The organism is Stenotrophomonas sp. 22LJNL06-5-1, assembly GCF_056861455.1.
Genome location: NZ_JBSPUE010000012.1, coordinates 35,908 through 58,644 on the forward strand (window position 1 = coordinate 35,908; position 22,737 = coordinate 58,644).

Sequence of the window (22,737 nt, forward strand, 5' to 3'; positions counted from 1 at the left end):
CTATGTGGAATCCCAACCAGCCCCCGGTCAGCATCGATGATGCGCCTGATCGCCTTGGCGCCGGCAACCCCGAGCTGCAGGCGATGGTCGCCGAGGCGGCCTCCGGCGGCACCGCGCTGATGCTGATGCATGTCGACATCGACCACTTCGCCTCGGTCAACGAAAACATGAGCGCCGAGGTGGGTGACCAGGCCCTGGTGCTGGTGGCGCAGCGGTTGCAGTCCTACCTGCGTGGTCGCGGCAAACTCTGGCGCCATGGCAGCGATGAGTTCCTGATCGCGGTGCCACGCACCGCCGACGTGCCGCTGCCGGAGGACTTTGCCGAGGAGATCCGGCAGCAGATGGAGCTGCCGCTGTCGGTGCTGCCGTACACATTGTTCATGACCGGCAAGCTGGGCGTGAGCCTGTGCCCGGACCATGCCAGCAGCACCTCGCGCCTGCTCGATCATGCCGAGGATGCGCTGTACCAGGCGGCCCGCGAAGGCGGCAACGCGGTGCGCATCCACGCCGTGGACACGCCGCCGAGCGCGCACAGCGAAAGCATCATCGCCCGCCAGATCGTGGACGCCATTCCCAACGGCGAACTGAAACTGCGCTACCAACCACTGGTCAGCGCCCGCGACGGCCACGTGGTCGGCATGGAAGCGCTGCTGCGCTGGCAATCTCCGACGCTGGGCATGCTGGTGCCGGAACGCTTCATGCGCACCGCCGAGCGGCTGGGCATCATCGTGCAGATCGGCACCTGGGTGCTGGAAGGCGCACTGAAGCAGGCCCGCCTGTGGCGCGACCAGGGCTTCGACGACTTCACCATCGCCGTGAACGTCTCCACCCTGCAGCTGCTGCGGCCGAACTTCTTCGCTGAAGTCATGGGCCTGATCCAGGCTGCGGGCGTACCGGCGCAGATGCTGACGCTGGAGATCAACGAAAGCGCGCTGACCAACAATGTCAACTTCGTGCACGAGACGCTGGCCAACCTGCGCAACGAAGGCATCAGCCTGAGCCTGGACAATTTCGGCACCGGCGATTCCAGCCTCAGCGCGCTGGTGCGCTACCCGGTGGACAAGCTGAAGATCGACCGCAGCTTCATCAAGAGCGCGCCGGCCGGCAACCGTGAGGCGGCCATCGCCCGCGCGATCATCGCCATGGGCCACCAGCTGGGCATGACCGTGATCGCCAACGGTGTGGAATCGCAGGCACAGCTGGGCTTTCTGCGTCGCAACGATTGCGATGTATTCCAGGGCTACCTGTTCGGCGAACCGATGTCGGCCGATGCCGCCGGCATGACCCTGCGCCGCCGCTACCTGCGCCCGGAAGCCTTCGCCGAGACCCGTCCCGACCGCACGCTGCTATTGCTGGACGACGAGGAGAACGTGCTGCGCTCGCTGGTGCGCCTGTTCCGCCGCGACGGCTACCGCATTCTGGCGGCCGGCAACGTGCGCGATGCGTTCGATCTGCTGGCGATCAACGATGTGCAGGTGATCCTGTCCGACCAGCGCATGAGCGACATGAGCGGCACCGAGTTCCTGGGCCGGGTGAAGATGCTGTACCCGGACACGATCCGGCTGGTGCTGTCCGGTTACACCGATCTGAACACCGTGACCGACGCGATCAACCGCGGCGCGATCTATCGCTTCCTGACCAAGCCGTGGAACGACGATGAGCTGCGCAAGCACATCCACCAGGCGTTCCGCACCTATGAGGAGCAGCGCCGCAGCAACGCCGGTCCGGCGCCGGTGGAAAGCGGAGATGGCGGTGAGGATCGCCCGTTGCGGTGATGATCCCCTCTGGTAGAGCCGGCCGCTGGCCGACTGCTCTGGATATCGGCTTCAATGAGGTTGCCGGCCAGCGGCCGGCACTACCAGAAGCGGTCAGCGCGGCTGCTTCACCGGCAGCACCACGCGGAAGCGCGAGCCCACGCCCGGAGTGCTGTCCAGGTCGATGCGGCCGTGGTGCTTGTTGATGATGCTGTAGGAGATCGACAGGCCCAGGCCGGTGCCGCTGCCCACCGGCTTGGTGGTGAAGAACGGATCGAAGATGCGCTGGCGCAGTTCAGGTGAGATGCCACCGCCGGTGTCTTCAAATTCGACCCACACGTGATCGCCATCAACGCCGGTGCGCACCGTGATCGTGCCGCGCTCGGCGATGGCATGGCCGGCGTTGAGCAGCAGGTTCATGTAGACCTGGTTCAGTTCCGACGGCAGGCATTCGACCAACGGCAACTGACCGAACTCCCGCACCAGGGTGACCTTGTACTTCAGCTCGTTCCAGATGATGTTGATGGTCGATTCCAGGCCTGCATGCAGGTCGACCAGCTTCCACGACTCGTCGCGGCCGGAATACGAGAAGTCCTTCAGATCACGCACGATGCGCGTCACCCGCTCGATGCCTTCGCGCGACTCGGCCATCAGCTGCGGCAGGTCGCGGCTGATGAAATCGATGTCCAGGCGGTCACGGATATCGTCGATTTCCGGGATCAGCGCCTTCGGGTCCGGCGCCCGCAATGCGCGCTCGTAGGCTTCGATCACGGTGAAAAGGCTGCGCAGGTACTCCTGCAGGCTGCCCAGGTTGGAGTGCACGTAGCCGATCGGATTGTTGATCTCGTGCGCGACGCCGGCAGCAAGCTGGCCGATCGAAGCCATCTTCTCCGACTGCAGCAGTTTTTCCTGGGTACCGTTCAGGCGCAGGTAGGCCTGCCGCAGCTCCGCATGTCGCTGCTGCAGTTCGCGCTCGTAGTCTTCCTGTCCTTCGATATGGCGGAACAATGCCAGGAAGTGGCCCTGGCCCACCGGGCCGTGGTGATACAGATGGGCGATGACCACGCCCTCGCCCAGCGGCAGGCTGCCGTTCCAGTGACCATGCTGGCGCGCCTGTTCCAGCGCATCGGGCGGCAGCAGTTCACGCAGGCGCTGCGGCGGTGGCAGACCGCCGCCCTCACCACTGGCCAGCAGGTTCTGCGCAGCCGGGTTGGCCAGGGCAACCTGCCCGTCGTCGGTGAACAGCAGCAGCCCTTCGCGCAGGCGCTCAAGCAGGGCCTGCAGCACCGGCTGTGGCGGAAGGGGGGCGGTAACCAGGGCGTTGGCAGCGGACACGGCGACTCGGGGCATTCGAACAGGCGCCCAATATACGCGGTCGTGCTGCGGGCTTCAGCCCGCTTGTTGGGGTTGTGCGACCGCCGTCGCGTCAAGCGACGGCGAGTGGGCGGCGCGCAGTGACGGTGTGCGCCTGGCCCTTGGCATCGTAGGCCGAGGCATCTTCGGTGCGGCCGAGCTGACGCAGTGCCCAGTTGACCTCGCGGCGGCGGCGCGACAGCAGTACGCCATTGGCGCGGTTGCGCTCGGCCAGTTCCTGCAGCTGCTCACCCTCGCCCACCGGCGGCGCGCCTTCCAGCGCACGCAGCGCCTCCAGCTTGGCGCCGGTGGCCCGGATCAGGGCATGCACGTCGTGCTCGACCAGGGCCTGGCGTTCAACGTCCAGGGCCTGGGCAAGACGCTGCAGCGGCTCGCTCATCGCCGCAGTCATCCGTGCAGCTGCTGGTCCAGCTCGAGCATGCGCGATGCGATCGCGTCCGGATTGATCTTGTAGGTGCCGTTCTGCAGTGACTCGCGCACCGCGGCCACGCGCTGGGCGTCGATTGCCGGGGCGGTGGTCAGCTCACGCTCGATGGCCTGCAGATTGGTGGCCTCGCCGGTCAGGCGCAGGCTGTCGGCCGCTTCGACCGGGCGCGCCGCCGCATCGGTGCTGACGCCGGGCTTGTTGGCCGGGGTCGTCACGCTGCGCAGTGCCTGGGGGACCTGCAGGTTGCCGTCGATTTTCTGGCTCATGGGGTGTCCTGGAGTTGCCGTTCACAAGGGATAACGGCCGCAGGGCCGTGATCTTTAGGGATATTTTGCGGTAAATCAACGCGCCACGATTACGTCACCGGCGGCATCGACCGTGCCCTGCACGATCCGCCGCGAGGACAGGTTCTCTACCGAGACCCGTTCGTTTTCACCGGCATCGCCCATTGCACGGCCTGCAATACGGACCTCGACCGAGCCGCGACGCGAGACCAGGGCCACATTGTCTCCTCGCTTGATGAGACGCTGCACCACCAGGTCATTGTTCGACAGCAGGGCGCCGGCCTGCAACGGACGGCGGGCGATGCGGCCGATCGCTGCATTGGGATCGGCCAGCACCGCACCGGCTATCCGGGCGGCATCACGCTGGGCAGTGGTGATATCGGCGGCGGTGAGGGTTTCTCCAGTACCGATTCCGCGGTTGAGCACCAGCACGGTCTGGTTGCGCCGTACCTTTACCGGCACGAACAGGCGCCAGCCACCGGCGTCGGGGCAGCTGACCTCAACCGTGGTGTTGGCAGTGGGCTGCACCTGCAGTGCCCCACCACACTTCGGCAGGCGCAGCGCATCGGCCACCTGGGCCTCGCCCTCGCTGCCGGCCGGCAGCGTCGACAACGCCGCGGTGCGGATGCTGGCCACCGGCTGCCAGTCGGAGGCGGCGGCCCATGGCGAGGCCAGCGCCAGCGCAATGGCGAATAGAGATGTGACCCGGCGCATGGCGCCTCCTGTCGAAGGGATCTGGCCCTGGTGCGTGCAAGGGGTGTGCCAGAGGGGCTTGTGTAGAGTCGAGCTTGCTCGACTGCTTTCATGGCCAGTCGAGCAAGCTCGACTCTACAGAGGCAGGGTCGAGCATGGCGCGACGCCATAAAGGCGGTGCAGAGCACCCGTGTGGCAGACCCCCCTCAAGTTCGGCGCCCACCCCGCCGATACAGCAGCCATGTCCCATGACCTGCTCAACCGGATCGACCAGCGGACCCGACTGGCCGGCCACAATCGCCTGGCGCTGCTGCTGTTCCGTCTCGGCGGACGTCAGCTTTTTGGCGTCAATGTCTTCAAGGTGCAGGAAGTCCTGCGGCGCCCGGAGCTGTTCCAGGTGCCCGGGCTGCCCAGCCAGTTCTCCGGCGTGGCCGACGTGCGCGGCCGCTCGGTGCCGGTGCTGGACCTGGGCCTGGCCATCGGCCACCCCGAGCGTGAGCCCGATGCGGACACCTCGCCCGGCTACCTGGTCGTCACCGAATTCAACCGTTCGATCCAGGGTTTCCTGGTCAGTGGCGTGGAGCGCATCGTCAACATCGCAGTGGAAGACATCCACCCGCCGCCGGAACTGGGCGCCGAATCGAGCTACCTGACCGCGGTGACCCGCTTCCAGGGTGAGCTGATCCAGGTGATCGACGTGGAAAGCGTACTGGCCGACATCGCCCAGGTCCGCGGCGAAGCGGTGCTGGACCCGGCGATGGCAATGCCGGCCGACGGCCCGCAGCTGCAGGTGCTGGTGGTGGACGACTCGCGCGTGGCCCGCCAGCAGATCCGCAGCGTGCTGGACCAGCTGGGGGTGGGCGCCACCCTGCTTTCCGATGGCAAGCAGGCGCTGGACCACCTGCTGCAGATCCACGCCTCGGGCGAGAACCCGGCCGAGCGCTACGCCATGGTCATCTCGGACATCGAAATGCCGGCGATGGACGGCTATACGCTGACGACGGAAATCCGGCGCCATCCGGGCCTGGCTGGCCTCTACGTGCTGCTGCATACCTCGCTGTCGGGCGTATTCAACAATGCGATGGTCGAGCGCGTCGGCGCCAACGCCTTCGTCGCCAAGTACTCGCCGCACGAGCTGGCCGACTTCGTGCTGGACCGCCTGCGCAAGGTCGCGATGGCGGCCTGAGGCCACTGATCCGGTAGTACCGGCCGCTGGCCGGCGACCGCAGATCTAGCGGGGAGCCGGCCAGCGGCCGGCACTACCCTCTCGAATTTGGCACACCCCTTGCAGCTTCCCGGGCAACGTTCCCGTGGGAGTGCACCGTGCGCAACCTGATTACCGACTACCTGGGCGTCCACGCCCAGGCCATGCCGTTGCGCGAACAGCGGATGAAGCTGATCGCCAGCAATCTCGGCAATGCCGACACTCCCGGCTACAAGGCCCAGGACCTGGACTTCGATGCCGCCCTGCGCCATGCCCAGGGGCAGGATGCCAACGGCCTGATGACCACCACCAACGAGCAGCACTACGAGATCAGTAGTGGCCTGAATCCGTTCCAGATCGCGCGCGACGGCGTGCAGCCCAGCCTGGACGGCAACACCGTTGATCCCGATGCCGAGCGTGCCGCCTATGGCCGCGCGGCACTCGAATACCGCGCCTCGCTCAGCTTCGTCGAGAGCAAGGTGCGTTCCATGCTGACCGCGATCACGGGGCAATAAGCCATGAGCAACCTGCCGATCTTCGATATCGCCGGCTCCGCGCTGCAGGCGCAGTCGGTGCGCATGAGCACCATCGCCTCCAATCTCTCCAACGCCGACACCGTCGCCGGTTCCGCCGACGCCGTGTACAAGCCGCTGGAGCCGATCTTCCAGGCCGTGACCAGCAAGAACGATCCGAACATCACCTCGGTGAAGGTCAAGGAGATCACCCAGAGCGAGGCCGCGCCGATCAAGCGCTACGAGCCGGGCCACCCGCTGGCCGATGGCGACGGCTACATCTACCAGCCCGACGTCGATCCGGTGGCGCAGATGGTCAATCTCATCTCGACCTCGCGCAATTACCAGGCCGGCGTGGAGATGCTGACCACCGCCAAGGAGCTGGCCCTGGCCACCCTGACCATGGGCCGCTGAGGCCCGCAGTACCGGATACCGCCATGACCACCGCCGTCAACAACCAGACCAACCAGGACGTCTACGCCGCACTCGGCCTGAACGCCCCCAACAGCAACGCTACGAAGAAGAAGAACACGCTGGACCAGGCCGACTTCCTGCGCCTGATGACCGAGCAGCTGCAGCACCAGGATCCGCTGAAGCCGATGGACAACACGCAGATGGTCGCGCAGATGGCGCAGATGTCCACCGTGCAGGGCATCACCGATCTGAACAAGACGGTGAAGGGTTTCCAGGAATCGATGGCCAGCGACCAGGTGCTGCGCGGTGCGGCACTGGTCGGCCACCAGGTGCTGGTGCCGTCGGAAAAGCTGGTGCTGGAGAAGGAAGGCAGCGTCGAAGGCACGGTGGCCGCGCCCTCGGCCGGCATCATCACCGTCGACGTCACCGATGCCAACGGCACCAAGGTCACTTCACTGAGCGTTGAAGCCAAGGCCGCCGGCGAAACCGCCTTCAAGTGGGACGGCAAGGACGCCAATGGCAAGCGCATGGAACCGGGAAAGTACTCCATCGTCGCCAACCACGTCGACACCGCCGGCAAGAGCACCAAGCTGTCCACCTACGTACAGGCACCGGTGGAGAGCGTGACCGTCGGTTCCGACGGCCTGTACCTGAACCTCAAGGGCCTGGGCACGGCCCCGATCGACTACGTGCTCCGCGTCAGCTGAGCCGCACACCCCGTATCTACCAGGAGCATCCCATGGGCTTCAATGTCTCGCTGTCCGGCATCAACGCCGCCAATTCCGACCTGAGCGTCACCGCCAACAACGTCGCCAACGTCAACACCACCGGCTTCAAGGAATCGCGCGCCGAATTCGCCGACCTGTTCTCGGCTACCGGCTACGGTCTGTCGAAGAACGCCGTGGGTTCGGGCGTCCGTGTCTCCAACGTTGCCCAGCAGTTCAAGCAGGGCCACAACGAACAGACCGGCCGCAGCCTGGACATGGCCATTTCCGGTGAAGGCTTCTTCACCATGAACATGAACGGTACCCGCGTGTACTCGCGCGCCGGCAATTTCCAGACCGATCCGTCCGGCTATGTGGTCAACCCGCAGGGTGCACGCCTGCAGGTGTTCGCGCCGAACGCCGACGGCACCAATTTCGATGCCGGCCGCATGGTCGACCTGCAGCTGTTGACCACCGACAGCCCGCCGAAGCAGACCAGCGAAGTGAAGGTCGGCTTCACCCTGCCGGCCAATGCCAAGCAGCCGACGGTCACCACGTTCGATCCAACCGACTCCAACAGCTACAACCACTCCAGCGGTGGCATCACCGTGTACGACTCGCTGGGTGTCAGCCACATCCAGGTCTCGTACTTCGTGAAGGGCGCCAACCCGAACGAGTGGACCGTGCGCAACTACGTGGACGGCCAGCCGGCCGGCGCGCCGACCCCGGTCACCTTCGACAACAGCGGCAAGCTCACTGCGCCGGCCAACGGCAAGGTCAGCCTCGGCACCTTCACCCCGACCACCGGTGCGGGCGTGCTGAACATGACGCTGGACGTGAGCGGCTCGACCCAGTACGGCGAAAAGTTCGCGCTGCGCAACACCCAGCAGGATGGCTATGCCGCCGGCAAGCTCAATGAGATCACCGTGTCGGAAACCGGCGTGGTCTACGCGCGCTACTCCAATGGCGCCGACAAGCCGCTGGGCCAGGTCGCGCTGACCACGTTCAACAATCCGCAGGGCCTGGAATCGAAGGGCAACAACCTGTGGGTGGATACCTTCAGCTCGGGCACCCCGCGCACCGGCATGCCGGACACCTCCAACCTCGGCAAGATCCAGGCCGGGTCGCTGGAAGCATCCACTGTCGACCTCACCGAGCAGCTGGTCAACATGATCACCGCGCAGCGCAACTTCCAGGCCAACGCGCAGATGATCACCACCCAGGACCAGATCACCCAGACCGTCATCAACATCCGTTGATGAGCTGCTGACCCCGTCACGGAACTCCCCGCATGGATAAAGCCCTTTACGTGGCGATGACCGGTGCCCGCGCCTCCCTGCAGGCGCAGGGAACGCTCAGCCACAACCTCGCCAACTCGGACACCCCTGGCTTCAAGGAAGCGCTGGCCAACACCGAAGCCTTCCCGATCAAGGGCCCGGGCTTTGCCTCGCGGGTGGATGCGCTGCATGTCGACGCCGGATTCAATCGCACGCCCGGCTCGCAGCACATCACCGGCAAGCCGCTGGACCTGTCCCTGCAGACCGGCACCTGGCTGGCCGTGCAGTCCAGTGACGGCAGCGAGGCGTACACGCGCGGCGCGGCGCTGTCGGTGACGCCGAACGGCCAGCTGGTGACCTCCAGCGGCCGTCCGGTACTGGATGACAACAACAACCCGATCGCCATTCCGCCCTACCAGGCGATGGAAATCGGTGCCGACGGCACGCTCTCGATCATCCCGCAGGGCGAAGGTCCGCAGACCATGGCGCAGATCGGTCGCATCAAAGTGGTGCAGGCGCCGGATGAACGCCTGGAGCGTGGCCTGGATGGCCTGTTCCGCAACACCGACCCACTGCAGCCGTTCGCGCCGGCACAGGGCACGGCCGTGCACAGCGGCCAGCTGGAAGGCAGCAACGTAGACGCCGCTGGCGCGCTGGTGCAGATGATCCAGCTGCAGCGCCAGTACGAAATGCAGGTGCAGGTGATCAAGCACGGCGACGAGAACGCGCGCAGCGCCAACAGCATGCTGCGCCTGGGCAGCTGACGGAATTCCGGCGCCGGCTGATGCCGGCGCTGGCACACCGCTTGCACACCCGCATACAAGGGCCGCACCACGCGGCCGGCTTCACCAGACAGGACATCGAAGATGAACCAGGCATTGTGGATCGCGAAAACCGGACTGGATGCGCAGCAGATGCGCATGTCGGTGGTTTCCAACAACCTCGCCAACACCAACACCACCGGCTTCAAGCAGGACCGTGCCAGTTTTGAAGACCTGTTGTACCAGCAGGTGCGCCAGCCCGGCGGCTCCTCGTCGGCGCAGACGCAGCTGCCGACCGGCCTGCAGCTCGGAACCGGCGTGCGCGTGGTCGCCACCGCCAAGAATTTTGAACAGGGTGGCCAGCAGCAGACCGGCCGCGCCCTGGACGTGATGGTCAATGGCCGCGGCTTCTTCGAGGTTCAGATGCCTGATGGCAGCTCGGCCTACACCCGTGATGGCTCGTTCAAGATCAACCAGGACAGCGAGCTGGTCACCAACAGCGGCTACCCCGTGCAGCCGGGCATCCAGATTCCCGAAGGCGCGCAGTCGGTCACCATCGGTACCGACGGCACCATCAGCGTGAAGATGGCCGACGGTGCAGCGTCGGTGGAAGTGGGTGCACTGACCCTGACCGACTTCGTCAATCCAGCCGGCCTGCAGGCCCGCGGCGAGAACCTGTTCCTGGAGACCACCGCTTCTGGTCCGGCACAGAACGGCAATCCCGGCCTCAACGGCCTCGGCACTGTGGTGCAGGGCGCGCTGGAAGGCAGCAACGTCAACGTGGTGGAAGAGCTGGTGTCGATGATCGAAACCCAGCGCGCCTACGAGATGAACGCCAAGGCGATCTCCACCACCGATTCGATGCTCGGCTATCTCAACAACAAGCTCTGACCGGCCAAACCGGGAAACTGCCATGTCGCCCATTTCCAACTTCGCCCGCACTACCCTCGCCTGCGCCGTGGCCGCCCTGCTCGGTGGCTGCGTGATCGCGGGCGACGTGCGCCCCTACCCGACGATGGCACCGATCCAGCCGATCATGCCGCCGCAGGCCCAGCCGACCGCCGGTGCCATCTACGCCGCCGGCCCGACCCTGCAGCTGTATTCGGACCGCCGCGCACGCGATGTTGGCGACCTGCTGACCATCACCCTGCTGGAAAACACCACCGCACAGACCAGTGCCAACACGGCCACCAACAAGGAATCGAACCTGAGCCTGGGCACGCCGTCCATTCTCGGCGCTCCGGTCACCCTGGGCGGCAAGGACATTCTGAGTGCTACGGCCAAGGGCGCGCGTGACTTCACCGGCAAGGGCAACAGCGCGCAGAGCAACCGCCTGCAGGGCAGCGTCACGGTCACCGTGGTGCAGCGCCTGCCCAACGGCAACCTGGTGGTGCAAGGGCAGAAGAACCTGCGGCTGAACCAGGGCGATGAGCTGGTGCAGGTGCAGGGCATCGTCCGCCCGGGCGACATCAGCCAGGACAACACCATTCCGTCCAGCCGCGTGGCCGAAGCCCGCATCGTCTACGGCGGCCGCGGCCCGGTTGCGCAATCCAACGCGATGGGCTGGCTGAGCCGCTTCTTCAATTCCGGCCTGACGCCGTTCTGAGTATGGCCATGAAAGCTCTCTTCTCTTCAACGTGGCAGCGACGCATGGCGTCGCTCTACGGATCATTCTTCCTTCTGCTGGCAATGGCTGCGCCTGCCAGCGCCGAGCGCATCAAGGACCTGGCCCAGGTCGGCGGCGTGCGTGGCAATGCGCTGGTGGGTTACGGCCTGGTGGTCGGCCTGGACGGCAGCGGCGACCGCACCAGCCAGGCACCCTTCACCGTACAGAGCCTGAAGAACCTGCTCGGCGAGCTGGGCGTCAACGTACCGCCGAACGTCAACCCGCAGCTGAAGAACGTGGCCGCCGTGGCGATCCACGCCGAACTGCCACCGTTCGCCAAGCCCGGCCAGCCGATCGACATCACCGTGTCCTCGATCGGCAACGCGGTGTCGCTGCGCGGCGGTTCGCTGCTGATGGCACCGCTGCGCGGTGCCGACGGCCAGATCTACGCCATCGCCCAAGGCAACCTGATCGTGGGTGGCTTCGGTGCGCAGGGCAAGGACGGTTCCCGAGTCTCGGTGAACGTGCCCAGCGTCGGCCGCATTCCCAACGGTGCCACCGTTGAGCGCGCCCTGCCCGATCCGCTGGCCAACGGCGGCGACATCACCCTGAACCTGCACAACAACGACTTCACCACGGTCTCGCGCATGGTCGCCGCGCTCAACAACGCCTTCGGCGAAGGTGCGGCGCGTGCGGTCGACGGCGTGACCGTAGCGGTTACCGCGCCGACCGATCCGGGCGCACGCATCGGCCTGCTGGCGCGCATCGAGAACCTGGAACTGACCCCCGGCAGCGCCCCTGCCAAGGTGGTGGTCAATTCGCGTACCGGCACTGTGGTCATCGGCCAGCAGGTGCGCGTGGGGCCGGCTGCGATCTCGCATGGTTCGCTGACCGTGACCATCCAGGAAAACACCAACGTCAGCCAGCCCAATGCGCTGTCCGGCGGCCGCACCGTGGCCAGCCCGCAGTCGACCATCACCGCCACCAACGACGGCAGCCGCATGTTCAAGTTCAGCGGCGGCACCACCCTGGACGAGATCGTGCACGCGGTGAACGCGGTAGGCGCGGCACCGGGCGATCTCATCGCGATCCTGGAAGCCCTGAAGCAGGCCGGCGCATTGAGTGCCGAGCTCGAGGTGATCTGATATGCGCATCAATCCCGCATTCGATCTGCACCCGGCGCAACAGAACGATCCGGCCAAGATCGACAAGGTCGCGCGCCAGCTGGAAGGCCAGTTCGCGCAGATGCTGGTCAAGAGCATGCGTGACGCCAGTTTCGGCGACTCGCTGTTCCCCGGCGAAAACAAGATGTTCCGCGAGATGTACGACCAGAAGATTGCCGAGGCGATGACCCGCGGCAAGGGCCTGGGCCTGTCGGGCATCATCAGCCGGCAGCTGTCCGGCCAGGCCGCCGAGGGTCCGGCGCTGGATACCCGTGTGGACCCGGCCAAGGCCAGCCGTGCCTACCAGCTCAATGCACCGGCCAAACCGGCACCGTCGCTGCCGCTGGAAGACGGCAGCCAGGCCGTGCGCCTGCTGCAGCAGATGGCCGCCGGTGCGCAGCAGGGGGCACAGGCGGCTGTCGCGCCGATGGAGCAGGCCCTGGACCTGATCGCCGGCCGTGAGAGCAGCAGCATGCACCGCTCGCTGGGCACCGAAGATCCGTACATCGGCAGCCTGCAGGGCGAGGACTGGGCCGCCAGCAGCGACCAGTGGGCGGCCACCGCCAGCAACCGCGGCACCGCGATCAGCCCGGCCGATGCGATGGCCACCCGCACCGCCGTCGCCCAGCTGGGCGAACACACCCCGGAAGGCTTCGTCGCCAGTATCTGGCAGCACGCGCAGAGTGCAGCCAAGGAACTGGGCGTGGATGCCCGCGCCCTGGTCGCCCAGGCGGCGCTGGAAACCGGCTGGGGCAAGCGCCACATCAAGCATGCCGACGGCAGCACTTCGCACAACCTGTTCGGCATCAAGGCCAATGGCTGGAACGGCCAGCGTGCCGTGGCCGGCACCCATGAATACGTCGATGGCGTGCGCCGCAACGAGACCGCCAGCTTCCGCGCCTACAGTTCGCCGGCCGAGAGCTTCGCCGACTACGTGCGCCTGCTGAAGACCAGCCCGCGTTACCAGCAGGCCCTGCAGGCCGGCACCGACGTGCAGGGCTTCGCCCGCGGCCTGCAGCGCGCCGGCTATGCCACCGATCCGCGCTATGCGGCCAAGATCGCCGCGATCGCCGGCGGACCGACCATCGAGCGCGCCGTCAGCGCCGTCGCCGATGCCGGCTCGCGCCTTGGCCAGACCTTCGCCAGCACCGCAACCGCGGCGCTGGGTATCACTCGTCGTTGAGGAACCCCATGTCCAGCGTACTTTCCACCGGTACCGGTGCCCTGCTTGCCTTCCAGCGTGCGTTGGCGACCACCAGCCACAACGTGGCCAACCTCAATACCCCGGGCTACAGCCGGCAGAAGGTCAACTTCGCCACCGCTGATCCGCAGAACTACGGCTACGGCACGGTCGGCAACGGCACCCGCATCACCGACATCCGCCGCACCGCCGACCAGCTGGCGATCTCACGCCTGCTCGACAGCAGCGGCGAGCTGGCACGCCTGAAGCAGCTTTCCAGCATGGCCGACCGCGTCAACGCGCTGGTCTCCGATCCTGCGACCAACGTCTCCGGCGTCTGGTCCAACTTCTTCGATTCGGTCAGCGGCCTGTCCTCCAATGCCTCCGGCACGGCCGACCGCCAGAACATGCTCGATGGCGGCAAGGCTCTGGCCAACCGCTTCGTGCAGCTCAACACCCATCTGAACAACCTCAACAGCGAGGTCAACAACGGCCTGCTGGCCGGTGCCACCGAGATCAACCGGCTGGCGCAGGAAATCGCGCAGATCAACGGCGCCATCGGCACCAACATCGCCACGGCCGCACCCGACCTGCTCGATCGTCGTGACCAGCTGATCACCCAGCTGATCGGCTACACCGGCGGCACGGCGGTGATCCAGGACGGCGGCATCATGAATGTCTACACCGCCGGCGGCAACGCCCTGGTGGTAGGCACCACGGCGACCAAGGTCACCACCGTGGCCGACCCGTACCAGCCCGAACGCCTGCAGCTGGCCCTGGAAACCCAGGGCAACACGATCCGGCTCGATCCGAAGGCCGTCGGTGGCCAGATCGGTGGCCTGATGGAGTTCCGCGACACCGTGCTGACCCCGGCCCAGGCCGAACTGGGCAAGCTGGCCGTGGGCCTGGCCGAGACCTTCAACCAGGCCCACCACCAGGGTGTTGACCTGTACGGCAATATGGGCGGCGACTTCTTCAACATCGGCAACCCGCGCGTCACCGCCAACAACAGCAATACCGGCACTGCCAGCCTCAGCGCGACCTATGGCGACCTGGGCAAGCTGGACGCGCAGAACGTAGTGCTGCAGTTCGATGGCACCAACTGGAAGGCCAGCCGGGCCGACACCGGCGCCAGCGTGCCGCTGACCGGTTCCGGCACCGCTGCCGACCCGTTGATGATCAACGGCGTCAAGCTGGTGGTCGGCGGCACGCCATCGGCCAATGACCGCTTCCTGCTGCAGCCCACCGCAGGCGTGGCCGGCAGCATGGAGATGGCCATCACCGATCCGTCGCGCATTGCCGCTGCGGCTGCGGTCAAAGGCGCGGCCGCGACTGCCAACACCGGTACCGGCAAACTGAGCGGCGTGACCGTGACCGATGCGAGCAACGCCAACCTGCGCAACCCGGCGGCCATCGTGTTCACCTCGGCCACCACCTATACCATCGATGGTGGCCCACCGCAGACCTACACCCCCGGCCAGACCATCAGCGCCAACGGCTGGAGCTTCGTGCTGGACGGTGCGCCGAAGGTCGGCGATACCTTCAACATCACCCCGACGCCGGCCGGCTCCTCGGACAACAGCAATGCCGCCAAGCTGGCCAAGGTCGAGAGCGCCAAGGCGTTCAACGCCGGCACGGTGACGCTGAACGGCGCGCTGGGCGGCCTCACCACCCAGGTCGGTGCCGCGGCCCGTTCTGCCGAGTACTCGCTGGACGCCCAGCTGGTGATCAACGACAAGGCGCAGGAAGCGCGCGATGAAGTGTCCGGCGTCAACCTGGACGAGGAGGCCGCCGACATGCTGCGCCTGCAACAGGCCTACCAGGCGGCCTCGCAGCTGATCTCCACCGCCGACAGCATGTTCCAGACCATCCTGGGAGCCGTCCGCCGATGAGCAGCCGCATCTCCACCAGCATGATGTACAACCAGTCGGTGTCGCTGATGATGGCCAAGCAGGCCAAGCTCAGCCACCTGGAGCAGCAGATCGCCACCGGCAGCAAGATCGTCACCGCAAAGGACGATCCGGTCGGCGCAGGCGCAGCGGTCGGACTGGACCGCAGCCTGGCCGCACTGGACCGCATGAAGCTCAACGCCGGCAACGTGCAGAACCGGCTGGGCGTGCAGGAAAATACCCTGGCCCAGGTCAACGACCTGATGGGGCGGGTCAACGACCTGACCATCCAGGCCAGCAACCCCGCGTTGAGTGCGGCCGACAAGAAGACGCTGATCACCGAGCTGAACCAGATCCGCGACGGCCTGCTGTCGCTGGCCAACGCCGAGGACGGCACCGGTCGCTATGTGTTCGGCGGCACCAACGATGGTGATCCTCCGTTCGCCAAGATCAACGGCAAGGTGGTCTACCGTGGTGACCAGACCCAGCGCCAGATCGAGGTCGGCCCCGATACCTACGTCCGCGATGCGCTGCCCGGCAGCGAGATCTTCATGCGCATCCCCACCGGCGATGGCTTCGTCGATGGCGGCGCCGCGGCCGGCAACACCGGCAACGGCGTGCTGACCAACATCACCCGCGATGGCAGCGACAGCTGGAACGGCCAGAGCTTCAGCGTCCGCTTCACCGCCGCCAACCAGTACGAAGTGCTGGATGGTGCCGGCAATGTGACCGGCACCGGCACCTACAAGGCCGGTGATGATCTGGAAGTGAACGGCGTACGCCTGCAGATCACCGGTGCGCCTGCCGCAGGCGACAGCTTCAACGTGAAGCCGGCGAGCAGCCGCGACATCTTCGACACCATGGACAAGCTGATCACCGCGCTGGACGCCGACACCGGCACGACCGCGAAGATGAGCGCACAGCAGAACGAGCTGCAGAGCGCATTGCGCGACGTGGCGCGGGCGTCGGAGCGGATGATCGACTCGCGTGCAGCCGGTGGCGCGCAGCTGAAGGCACTGGACAATGCCGCCGACATGCGTGAGGCCAACAGTGTGACCCTGAAGACCACGCTGTCGCAGATGCGCGACCTGGACTATGCCGACGCGCTGAGCCAGTACCAGCTGCAGAGCACCGCGCTGCAGGCGGCACAGACGATCTTCTCGCAGATGCAGTCGATGTCGTTGTTCAACAAGATCCGCTGACGCATCTCCTGCGTCACCCCTGAAAGGCCGCGATGCCCTGCATCGCGGCCTTTTTCGTTTCTGCGGTCCGTTGCCGCGGAGCACGCCAGGCCAACAGCCCGCCAGCCCGTCTTCCGTGGATTTTCCGTGATTGCCCATCAAGCCCGGCTGGCCCCCGCCGATACCTTCATCAGCGCTGGCTGGGCTTGCCCAGCCGCCCCCTCCGGGGCCGCCTTCACGCCCCTCCAGGGCTGGAAAACCCCGGAAAAACAGCCTCCGGCAACGAATTACGGCTCCAACGGAATTCACGGCTAAAGGTTGTTGACAAAGCGCCGTTATTCATTTGGCAACAACGAAGCACACAGCCACACAAAAAAACAGGCGGCGCTTCGTTTCATTCACCAACGGGTTCCATATAAGAGGAGACGACCCCATGGCACAGGTAATCAACACCAATACGATGTCGCTCAACGCTCAGCGCAACCTGAGCACCAGCGGCAACTCACTGGCCACCACCATCCAGCGCCTCTCGTCCGGCCTGCGCATCAACAGCGCGAAGGACGACGCCGCCGGCCTGGCGATCTCGGAGCGCTTCAGCACCCAGATCCGCGGCCTGGACGTGGCCATCCGCAACGCCAACGACGGCATCTCGCTGGCCCAGGTCGCCGAAGGCTCGCTGAGCGAAGTCGGCAACAACCTGCAGCGCATCCGCGAACTGGCCGTGCAGGCCTCCAATGCCACCAACTCCAGCAGCGACCGCAAGGCCCTGCAGGCCGAAGTAACCCAGCTGGTCAGCGAAATCGACCGCGTCGCCAAGCAGAGCGACTTCAACGGCACCAAGCTGCTGGACGGCTCGTTCACCAGCCAGCTGTTCCAGGTCGGCGCCAACGCTGGCCAGGCGATTGCGATCAACAGCGTGGTGGATGCAAAGGCTGAATCGTTGGGGGCCACCACCTTCGTCGATGCCGGCAAGATCACCCTGGACAACGCAGCAGTCGATGCCGCAGCCGGCAAGATCGTCGGCGTCAAGGTCGGCGCGATCAACGTCGGTGACGTGTCTTTCGACTACACCGCCCCGGGCGCTGCAACCGGCCCGGCGCTGGCCGCGATCCAGAAGTCCAACCAGGACAACGCCACCAAGGCACTCGCTGCAGCTCTGAACGGCAAGATCGGCGAGACCGGCCTGCATGCCGCGGTGTCCGCCACCGCCGGTGAGATCACCCTGACCTCGGTCAAGGACGAAAACACTCTCGCCAGCGTGACCGTCCAGGCAGGCGCCACCCCGGCCAACCTGAACACCCCGGCCGCAGGCACCACAGCCGCGCATGTCGCAGACATCAAGATCGACTCGGTTGCCGGCGCCCAGCAGGCGCTGGAAATCGTCGACAAGGCCCTGGAATCGGTCAACAGCGTCCGCGCCGACCTCGGCGCGATCCAGAACCGCTTCACCTCGGTGGTGGCCAACCTGCAGACCTCCTCGGAAAACCTGTCGGCATCGCGCAGCCGCATCCGCGATACCGACTTCGCCAAGGAAACCGCCGAACTGACCCGCACCCAGATCCTGCAGCAGGCCGGTACGGCCATGCTGGCCCAGGCCAACCAGGTGCCGCAGGGCGTGCTCAGCCTGCTGCGCTGATCTGCACCTTGATCGACCACCGGGCGGCGGCTGAGCTGCCGCCCGGCTCCTGAAATACGTACCACCTTCGCCAAAGGAAAAGCACCATGGCACAAGTCATCAACACCAACACGATGTCGTTGAACGCTCAGCGCAACCTGAGCACCAGCGGCAGCTCGCTGGCCACCACCATCCAGCGCCTGTCCTCCGGTTCGCGCATCAACAGCGCCAAGGACGACGCCGCCGGCCTGGCGATCTCCGAGCGCTTCGGCACCCAGATCCGCGGTACCGACGTCGCCATCCGCAATGCCAACGACGGCATTTCGCTGGCCCAGGTCGCCGAAGGTTCGCTGTCGGAAATCGGCAACAACCTGCAGCGCATCCGTGAGCTGTCGGTGCAGTCGTCGAACGCCACCAACTCGGCCAGCGACCGCAAGGCGCTGCAGGCTGAAGTTACCCAGCTGAAGTCGGAAATCGACCGCGTCGCCAAGCAGTCCGAGTTCAACGGCACCAAGCTGCTGGACGGTTCGTTCTCCAGCCAGCTGTTCCAGGTCGGCGCCAACGCTGGCCAGGCCATCGCCATCGACAAGGTCGTCGATGCCAAGACCAGTTCGCTGGGCGACGCCACCTTTGCCAATGTCTACAAGGGCACCAAGCTGGGCGTCACGCCGGCGCAGCCGGGTCCGCCGCCGGTTCCGGCCGTCGACACCGACAAGGCCACCGCTGACATGAGCATCGACAAGATCACCGTCAAGGTGACCGACGCCGATGGCAAGGCAACCGACGTCACCGTTGGCGCCTTCACGATCAAGGCCGGTGAGTCGATCACCAAGAGCACGGCCGCCGCCATCAACGCCAAGATCGGCGAAACCGGCGTCCAGGCTTCGGTCGACGACGCGACCATCAACCTGACCTCGGTCAAGGCCGGCCAGACCTTCAGCCTGACCTATGCGACCGCCGCCAACGAAGCGGCCGTGGGCCTGACCCAGACCAGCACCAACGGTGGTGCGCTGACTGGCGCCACTTCCAGCAAGCTGGACAACGTGGACGTTTCCACCGTTGCAGGTGCACAGCAGGCACTGGAGATCGTCGACAAGGCGCTCAGCTCGATCAACAACACCCGCGCTGACTTGGGTGCGATCCAGAACCGCTTCACCTCGGTCGTCGCCAATCTGCAGACCTCGACGGAAAACCTGTCGGCCTCGCGTAGCCGCATCAAGGATACCGATTTCGCCAAGGAAACCGCCGAACTGACCCGCACCCAGATCCTGCAGCAGGCCGGTACGGCCATGCTGGCCCAGGCCAACCAGGTGCCGCAGGGCGTGCTCAGCCTGCTTCGCTGATCCACGGCAAGAAGGTTCCGCTGCCGCCGGTTGAATACGGCGGCAGCGGCAACCCGGAAGCCACGGTGCACGAAGGCGCGGGCCATGCCCGGCCCGGGAACACTCCCGAACCGGCTCGGTATCGCCCGCTCCTGCGGACCTCTCTTTCAGCGCTGTACCTTTGACTGTACGTACCGGGCGGCTTCGTCTCCCCCCGATTGTCAGTAGCCTGATCCCTCCCCTGCATTGGGGGAGGGTCTTTTGCAGACCCCAGGCAGCCTGCGGTGAATCCACCCGCACCCTGCCCCAACCCTCCTGCAACCTGCGTGCCAAAACCGGTCCCGGGGCTCTGGCACGGCGCATGCATCAACGAAGTCCTCAAGACCCAGCGGCGCAGGCCGCTATTTTCGTTGACGACGGTCCGCCGCAACGCGGATGGACCCGAATACCAGGAGAAACGACGTGGCAGACTTTGGATACGGTGGCATTGGCTCGGGACTGAATATCTCGGACATCGTCAACCAGCTCGTCGCGGCCGATCGCAAGCCCGCCGACAATGCCCTGAACCTGCAGCAGTCCAAGACCAAGTTGCAGCTGTCTTCGATCGGTACGGTAACGGCCGCCTTCGACAAGCTGAAGACCGCGCTGACCGCGCTGAAGGCCACCACCGCCTTCGACACCCGCACGGTGTCCGCCACCGGCAAGGCACAGCCCGCCAACACCGAAGATGTGCTGACGGCATCGGTGGCACTGTACGATCTCGGCACGACCAAAGGGGCGGCTGCCAACGGTACGCACCTTGTAGAAGTAAAGTCGCTGGCCACCGCGCACAAGCTTATCGCCGACACTTCGGTCCCCAAGACCGATACGTTCGGTGCCGGAACCTTGACGCTGACCGTTGGCGTCGGTGACAAGGCCAAGACCCTCAATGTGGAGGTGGAAGCCGGCGACACGCTGACCACCATCCGCAACAAGCTCGACGCAGTCGGTCGCAAGGAAGGCGTGCAGGCCACGCTGATCAGCTCAGGTGACAACCAGTACCTTTCCATCGCGCAGGAGAAGACCGGCGCGGCCAGCGCAATCAAGCTGGAATATGGCGGCAGCGACCCGAAGCTGGGCGCACTGGTCGGCAGCCTGAAGCAGAACACGGCGGCCGCCGACGCCGAACTGACCATCGACGGCGTGAAGGTGGTCAGCGCCAGCAACACCGTGGCCGACGCAGTTCCGGGCCTGACACTGAATCTGAAGACGACTGGCAAGAGCACGGTGGTGATCAGCACCGACACGGCCGCAGCCACCAAGGTGATGCAGGACTTCGTGACTGCGTACAACGCGGCGCTCGCCGCGATCAACACCGAGACCAAGTACGACGCAAAGACCAAGGAAGCATCGACGCTGACCGGCGACGCGCAGATGCGCGGCGCCACCAGCCAGTTGCGCTCGGTGATGTCTGGCGTGCTCAAGGAGCTGGCCGGCGACGCCCTCGATGCCAAGGCGATCGGCCTGCAGACCCGTGGCTTCCCCAACGCCGATGGCAGCCTGGTACTGGATGCCACCAAGTTCGCCGCAGCTCTGGGCAGCCAGCCGGAGCGCATCCGGCAGGCCATCACCGGCGACAAGGGCGGCGCGGGCCAGCTGTACTCCTTGGTTGACGGCTATGTCAGCACCACGGTTGGCAAGGAAGGCGCCTTCGTTGCGCGTACCAAGGGCCTGAACAACACACTGGATGGCATCGACAAGCGTCGAAAGGCCTTGGACGTACGCATGAAAGGCGTCGAGGAACGCTACAAGAAGCAGTTCATCGCGCTGGACAGCCTGATGGGCAAGCTGCAGCAGAGCAATTCGTCACTGCAGCAGCAGCTGGCACAGCTGAACCGCTAAAGGACTGCGTGCAACGCTCAAGTTTGGCGTGTAACGCACCGATAACGGACGCAACAGCAATCAACGCCGCACCGCCGGCAACGGTCCCCACGACCTGCCGGCGGCACCCCGCGCAAGGAGAATCACGAATGTACGGTTCCAGCCGTCAATATGCCGAGCAGTACCGCCAGGTGGGAGTGACCAGTGCGGTCGCCGATGCCGATCCGCACAAGCTGGTGGCGATGCTGCTGGCCGGCGCGCTGGAGCGCGTGCGGCGTGCCCTGGCCAGCCTCGAGCGTGGCGACCAGGCCGGCAAGGGCAAGGCGATCGGCGAGGTCTGTGCGATCGTCGGCCACCTCAACGGCTCGCTGGACCATGAAGCCGGCGGCGAGATCGCCGGAAATCTGTCGGCGCTGTACGACTACGTGCTGCAGCGCCTGACCGAGGCCAACCTGCACAACGACCGCGCCGCGCTGGATGAGTCGCTGCAGCTGCTGGGCGAGATCGACAGCGCCTGGAATGCGATCCCGCAGGAACAGCGCCGCCCGGCCGCGGTGGCGCCATGAGCCTGCACGAACTGCACGCCCAGCTGGACGCCTTCGAGAAGGCCCTGGGCGAAGAGTCCCTCGACCAGGCCGACAGCCTGCTCGACGGTCACGACAGCACGCTGCATGCGCTGCTCAGCCAGCCGCTGACCGCCGCCGACCACGCGCCGCTGACCGCGCTGTTCGAACGCCAGCAGAATCTGCTCGGCCTGCTGCGCCAGCGCCGTGATGCGGTCGCCGCACTGATGAACGATGGCCAGCGTTCCCTTCGCGCGGCGCATGCCTACCTGCAGGCAGAATCGCTGGCATGACCCAATTGCCGACCACGTCGCTGCATCACCCGGCCGAAAGCGAGCTGTTCGACGAAACGCTCAGCTGCGAGCTGGCCCTGCCGGCCGAGTTCCAGGCGGGCAGCGCCGCTGGTCGTACCAGCAGTGCCGAAGGCCTGCTGCGCAGCCTGGCCCTGGTCGAGGACAGCCGCGTCGACGAGCATGACGACCGCAATGAGTCCAGCCTGCAGCTGCAGCGGCTGGAAGCCAAGCTGGATCTGGCGATGGTGCTGCTCGGCCGTCTGGTACGCCAGCAGGGCCAGGAACTGACCCTGCGCCCCGTGCGCTGGTCTCGCCGCGGCATCCGCCTGCAGTTGGGCCCGCGAAGCGGCGCCAGCCCCGGCCAGGCAGGCCTGGTGCGCCTGCAGCCCAGCGACTGGCTGCCCGACCATATCGATCTGCCCGTGGAAGTAATCGCCGAAGCGGCGGATGGTGGTGGTGGTCACTACCTGTGGCTGCGTTTCCAGCGTCTTGGCGATGGCCTTGAGATGGCAATGGAGCGGCATCTGTTCCGCCTGCATCGCCGCCAGGTGGCCGAAGCACGCCGCGCCCGCTGAAACCTGCCACCATGACGCCGGATGGGCAACCCTTGGCGCGCCCGTTCAGCTAAGTTAAGGTGGACTCCCCTCACGGACCTCCAACG

23 protein-coding genes are annotated in these 22,737 nt (G+C 65.9%); 19 read left to right on the forward strand and 4 right to left on the reverse strand.

The window, feature by feature from the left end; all coding sequences use genetic code 11:
- Positions 1–2: 2 nt before the first annotated feature.
- On the forward strand, positions 3–1,775 hold the full coding sequence (locus AC13GF_RS20205; RefSeq protein ID WP_032127372.1) for an EAL domain-containing protein: 1,773 nt from the start codon (positions 3–5) through the stop codon (positions 1,773–1,775).
- Between the two features lie 93 nt (positions 1,776–1,868).
- On the opposite strand, the gene AC13GF_RS20210 is transcribed toward AC13GF_RS20205, so the two are convergent.
- From AC13GF_RS20210 to flgA, 4 genes are all read right to left on the reverse strand, one after another.
- Positions 1,869–3,089, reverse strand: coding sequence for an ATP-binding protein (locus AC13GF_RS20210; RefSeq protein ID WP_010485880.1), 1,221 nt, complete (start codon positions 3,087–3,089; stop codon positions 1,869–1,871).
- Between the two features lie 91 nt (positions 3,090–3,180).
- On the reverse strand, positions 3,181–3,519 hold the full coding sequence (locus AC13GF_RS20215) for a flagella protein (protein WP_010485882.1): 339 nt from the start codon (positions 3,517–3,519) through the stop codon (positions 3,181–3,183).
- The gene (gene flgM / locus AC13GF_RS20220; protein WP_019337421.1) at positions 3,516–3,821 is read right to left on the reverse strand and encodes a flagellar biosynthesis anti-sigma factor FlgM; all 306 of its coding nucleotides are present in this window, start codon (positions 3,819–3,821) and stop codon (positions 3,516–3,518) included. The genes AC13GF_RS20215 and flgM overlap by 4 nt, the downstream gene beginning before the upstream one ends.
- Before the next feature lie 75 nt (positions 3,822–3,896).
- Positions 3,897–4,553 carry a flagellar basal body P-ring formation chaperone FlgA gene (flgA, locus tag AC13GF_RS20225; RefSeq protein ID WP_295554208.1) on the reverse strand — a complete coding sequence of 219 codons (657 nt, stop codon included), beginning with the start codon at positions 4,551–4,553 and terminating at the stop codon, positions 3,897–3,899.
- 220 nt (positions 4,554–4,773) lie between these two features.
- Between flgA and AC13GF_RS20230 the strand changes: the two genes are divergently transcribed.
- From AC13GF_RS20230 to AC13GF_RS20315, 18 genes are all read left to right on the forward strand, one after another.
- Positions 4,774–5,718: a chemotaxis protein gene (locus AC13GF_RS20230; protein ID WP_049436370.1), complete on the forward strand. Its 945-nt coding sequence runs from the start codon at positions 4,774–4,776 to the stop codon at positions 5,716–5,718.
- A gap of 137 nt (positions 5,719–5,855) precedes the next feature.
- Positions 5,856–6,251: a flagellar basal body rod protein FlgB gene (gene flgB, locus AC13GF_RS20235; protein WP_010485889.1), complete on the forward strand. Its 396-nt coding sequence runs from the start codon at positions 5,856–5,858 to the stop codon at positions 6,249–6,251.
- 3 nt (positions 6,252–6,254) lie between these two features.
- Positions 6,255–6,662 (forward strand): flagellar basal body rod protein FlgC, encoded by a 408-nt coding sequence (gene flgC, locus AC13GF_RS20240; RefSeq protein ID WP_010485892.1) that lies wholly within the window; start codon positions 6,255–6,257, stop codon positions 6,660–6,662.
- 23 nt (positions 6,663–6,685) lie between these two features.
- On the forward strand, positions 6,686–7,369 hold the full coding sequence (locus AC13GF_RS20245) for a flagellar hook assembly protein FlgD (protein ID WP_262235167.1): 684 nt from the start codon (positions 6,686–6,688) through the stop codon (positions 7,367–7,369).
- Between the two features lie 32 nt (positions 7,370–7,401).
- Positions 7,402–8,625, forward strand: a complete 1,224-nt coding sequence (flgE, locus tag AC13GF_RS20250; protein WP_024958569.1) for a flagellar hook protein FlgE — start codon at positions 7,402–7,404, stop codon at positions 8,623–8,625.
- Between the two features lie 32 nt (positions 8,626–8,657).
- The gene (locus AC13GF_RS20255; RefSeq protein WP_024958568.1) at positions 8,658–9,407 is read left to right on the forward strand and encodes a flagellar basal body rod protein FlgF; all 750 of its coding nucleotides are present in this window, start codon (positions 8,658–8,660) and stop codon (positions 9,405–9,407) included.
- A 102-nt stretch (positions 9,408–9,509) separates the two neighbouring features.
- Positions 9,510–10,295 carry a flagellar basal-body rod protein FlgG gene (flgG, locus tag AC13GF_RS20260; RefSeq protein ID WP_005409571.1) on the forward strand — a complete coding sequence of 262 codons (786 nt, stop codon included), beginning with the start codon at positions 9,510–9,512 and terminating at the stop codon, positions 10,293–10,295.
- 22 nt (positions 10,296–10,317) lie between these two features.
- Complete coding sequence (gene flgH / locus AC13GF_RS20265) at positions 10,318–11,010, forward strand: flagellar basal body L-ring protein FlgH (protein WP_099473115.1); 693 nt, start codon at positions 10,318–10,320, stop codon at positions 11,008–11,010.
- 2 nt (positions 11,011–11,012) lie between these two features.
- Positions 11,013–12,155, forward strand: coding sequence for a flagellar basal body P-ring protein FlgI (locus AC13GF_RS20270; RefSeq protein ID WP_024958567.1), 1,143 nt, complete (start codon positions 11,013–11,015; stop codon positions 12,153–12,155).
- Position 12,156: 1 nt separating this feature from the next.
- Positions 12,157–13,356: a flagellar assembly peptidoglycan hydrolase FlgJ gene (gene flgJ / locus AC13GF_RS20275; protein WP_483005789.1), complete on the forward strand. Its 1,200-nt coding sequence runs from the start codon at positions 12,157–12,159 to the stop codon at positions 13,354–13,356.
- An 8-nt stretch (positions 13,357–13,364) separates the two neighbouring features.
- The gene (gene flgK, locus AC13GF_RS20280) at positions 13,365–15,245 is read left to right on the forward strand and encodes a flagellar hook-associated protein FlgK (RefSeq protein ID WP_483005790.1); all 1,881 of its coding nucleotides are present in this window, start codon (positions 13,365–13,367) and stop codon (positions 15,243–15,245) included.
- The gene (flgL, locus tag AC13GF_RS20285; protein ID WP_043395591.1) at positions 15,242–16,444 is read left to right on the forward strand and encodes a flagellar hook-associated protein FlgL; all 1,203 of its coding nucleotides are present in this window, start codon (positions 15,242–15,244) and stop codon (positions 16,442–16,444) included. The genes flgK and flgL overlap by 4 nt, the downstream gene beginning before the upstream one ends.
- A gap of 412 nt (positions 16,445–16,856) precedes the next feature.
- Positions 16,857–18,059 (forward strand): flagellin, encoded by a 1,203-nt coding sequence (locus tag AC13GF_RS20290; RefSeq protein ID WP_483005791.1) that lies wholly within the window; start codon positions 16,857–16,859, stop codon positions 18,057–18,059.
- A gap of 86 nt (positions 18,060–18,145) precedes the next feature.
- Positions 18,146–19,381, forward strand: a complete 1,236-nt coding sequence (locus AC13GF_RS20295) for a flagellin (protein ID WP_483005792.1) — start codon at positions 18,146–18,148, stop codon at positions 19,379–19,381.
- A 441-nt stretch (positions 19,382–19,822) separates the two neighbouring features.
- The gene (gene fliD / locus AC13GF_RS20300; protein WP_483005793.1) at positions 19,823–21,241 is read left to right on the forward strand and encodes a flagellar filament capping protein FliD; all 1,419 of its coding nucleotides are present in this window, start codon (positions 19,823–19,825) and stop codon (positions 21,239–21,241) included.
- Between the two features lie 128 nt (positions 21,242–21,369).
- Positions 21,370–21,786 (forward strand): flagellar export chaperone FliS, encoded by a 417-nt coding sequence (gene fliS, locus AC13GF_RS20305; RefSeq protein WP_005409561.1) that lies wholly within the window; start codon positions 21,370–21,372, stop codon positions 21,784–21,786.
- Positions 21,783–22,076 carry a hypothetical protein gene (locus tag AC13GF_RS20310; protein WP_010485909.1) on the forward strand — a complete coding sequence of 98 codons (294 nt, stop codon included), beginning with the start codon at positions 21,783–21,785 and terminating at the stop codon, positions 22,074–22,076. The genes fliS and AC13GF_RS20310 overlap by 4 nt, the downstream gene beginning before the upstream one ends.
- Positions 22,073–22,651, forward strand: coding sequence for a PilZ domain-containing protein (locus AC13GF_RS20315; protein ID WP_010485910.1), 579 nt, complete (start codon positions 22,073–22,075; stop codon positions 22,649–22,651). Before AC13GF_RS20310 ends, AC13GF_RS20315 begins: the two co-directional genes overlap by 4 nt.
- Positions 22,652–22,737 lie beyond the last annotated feature (86 nt).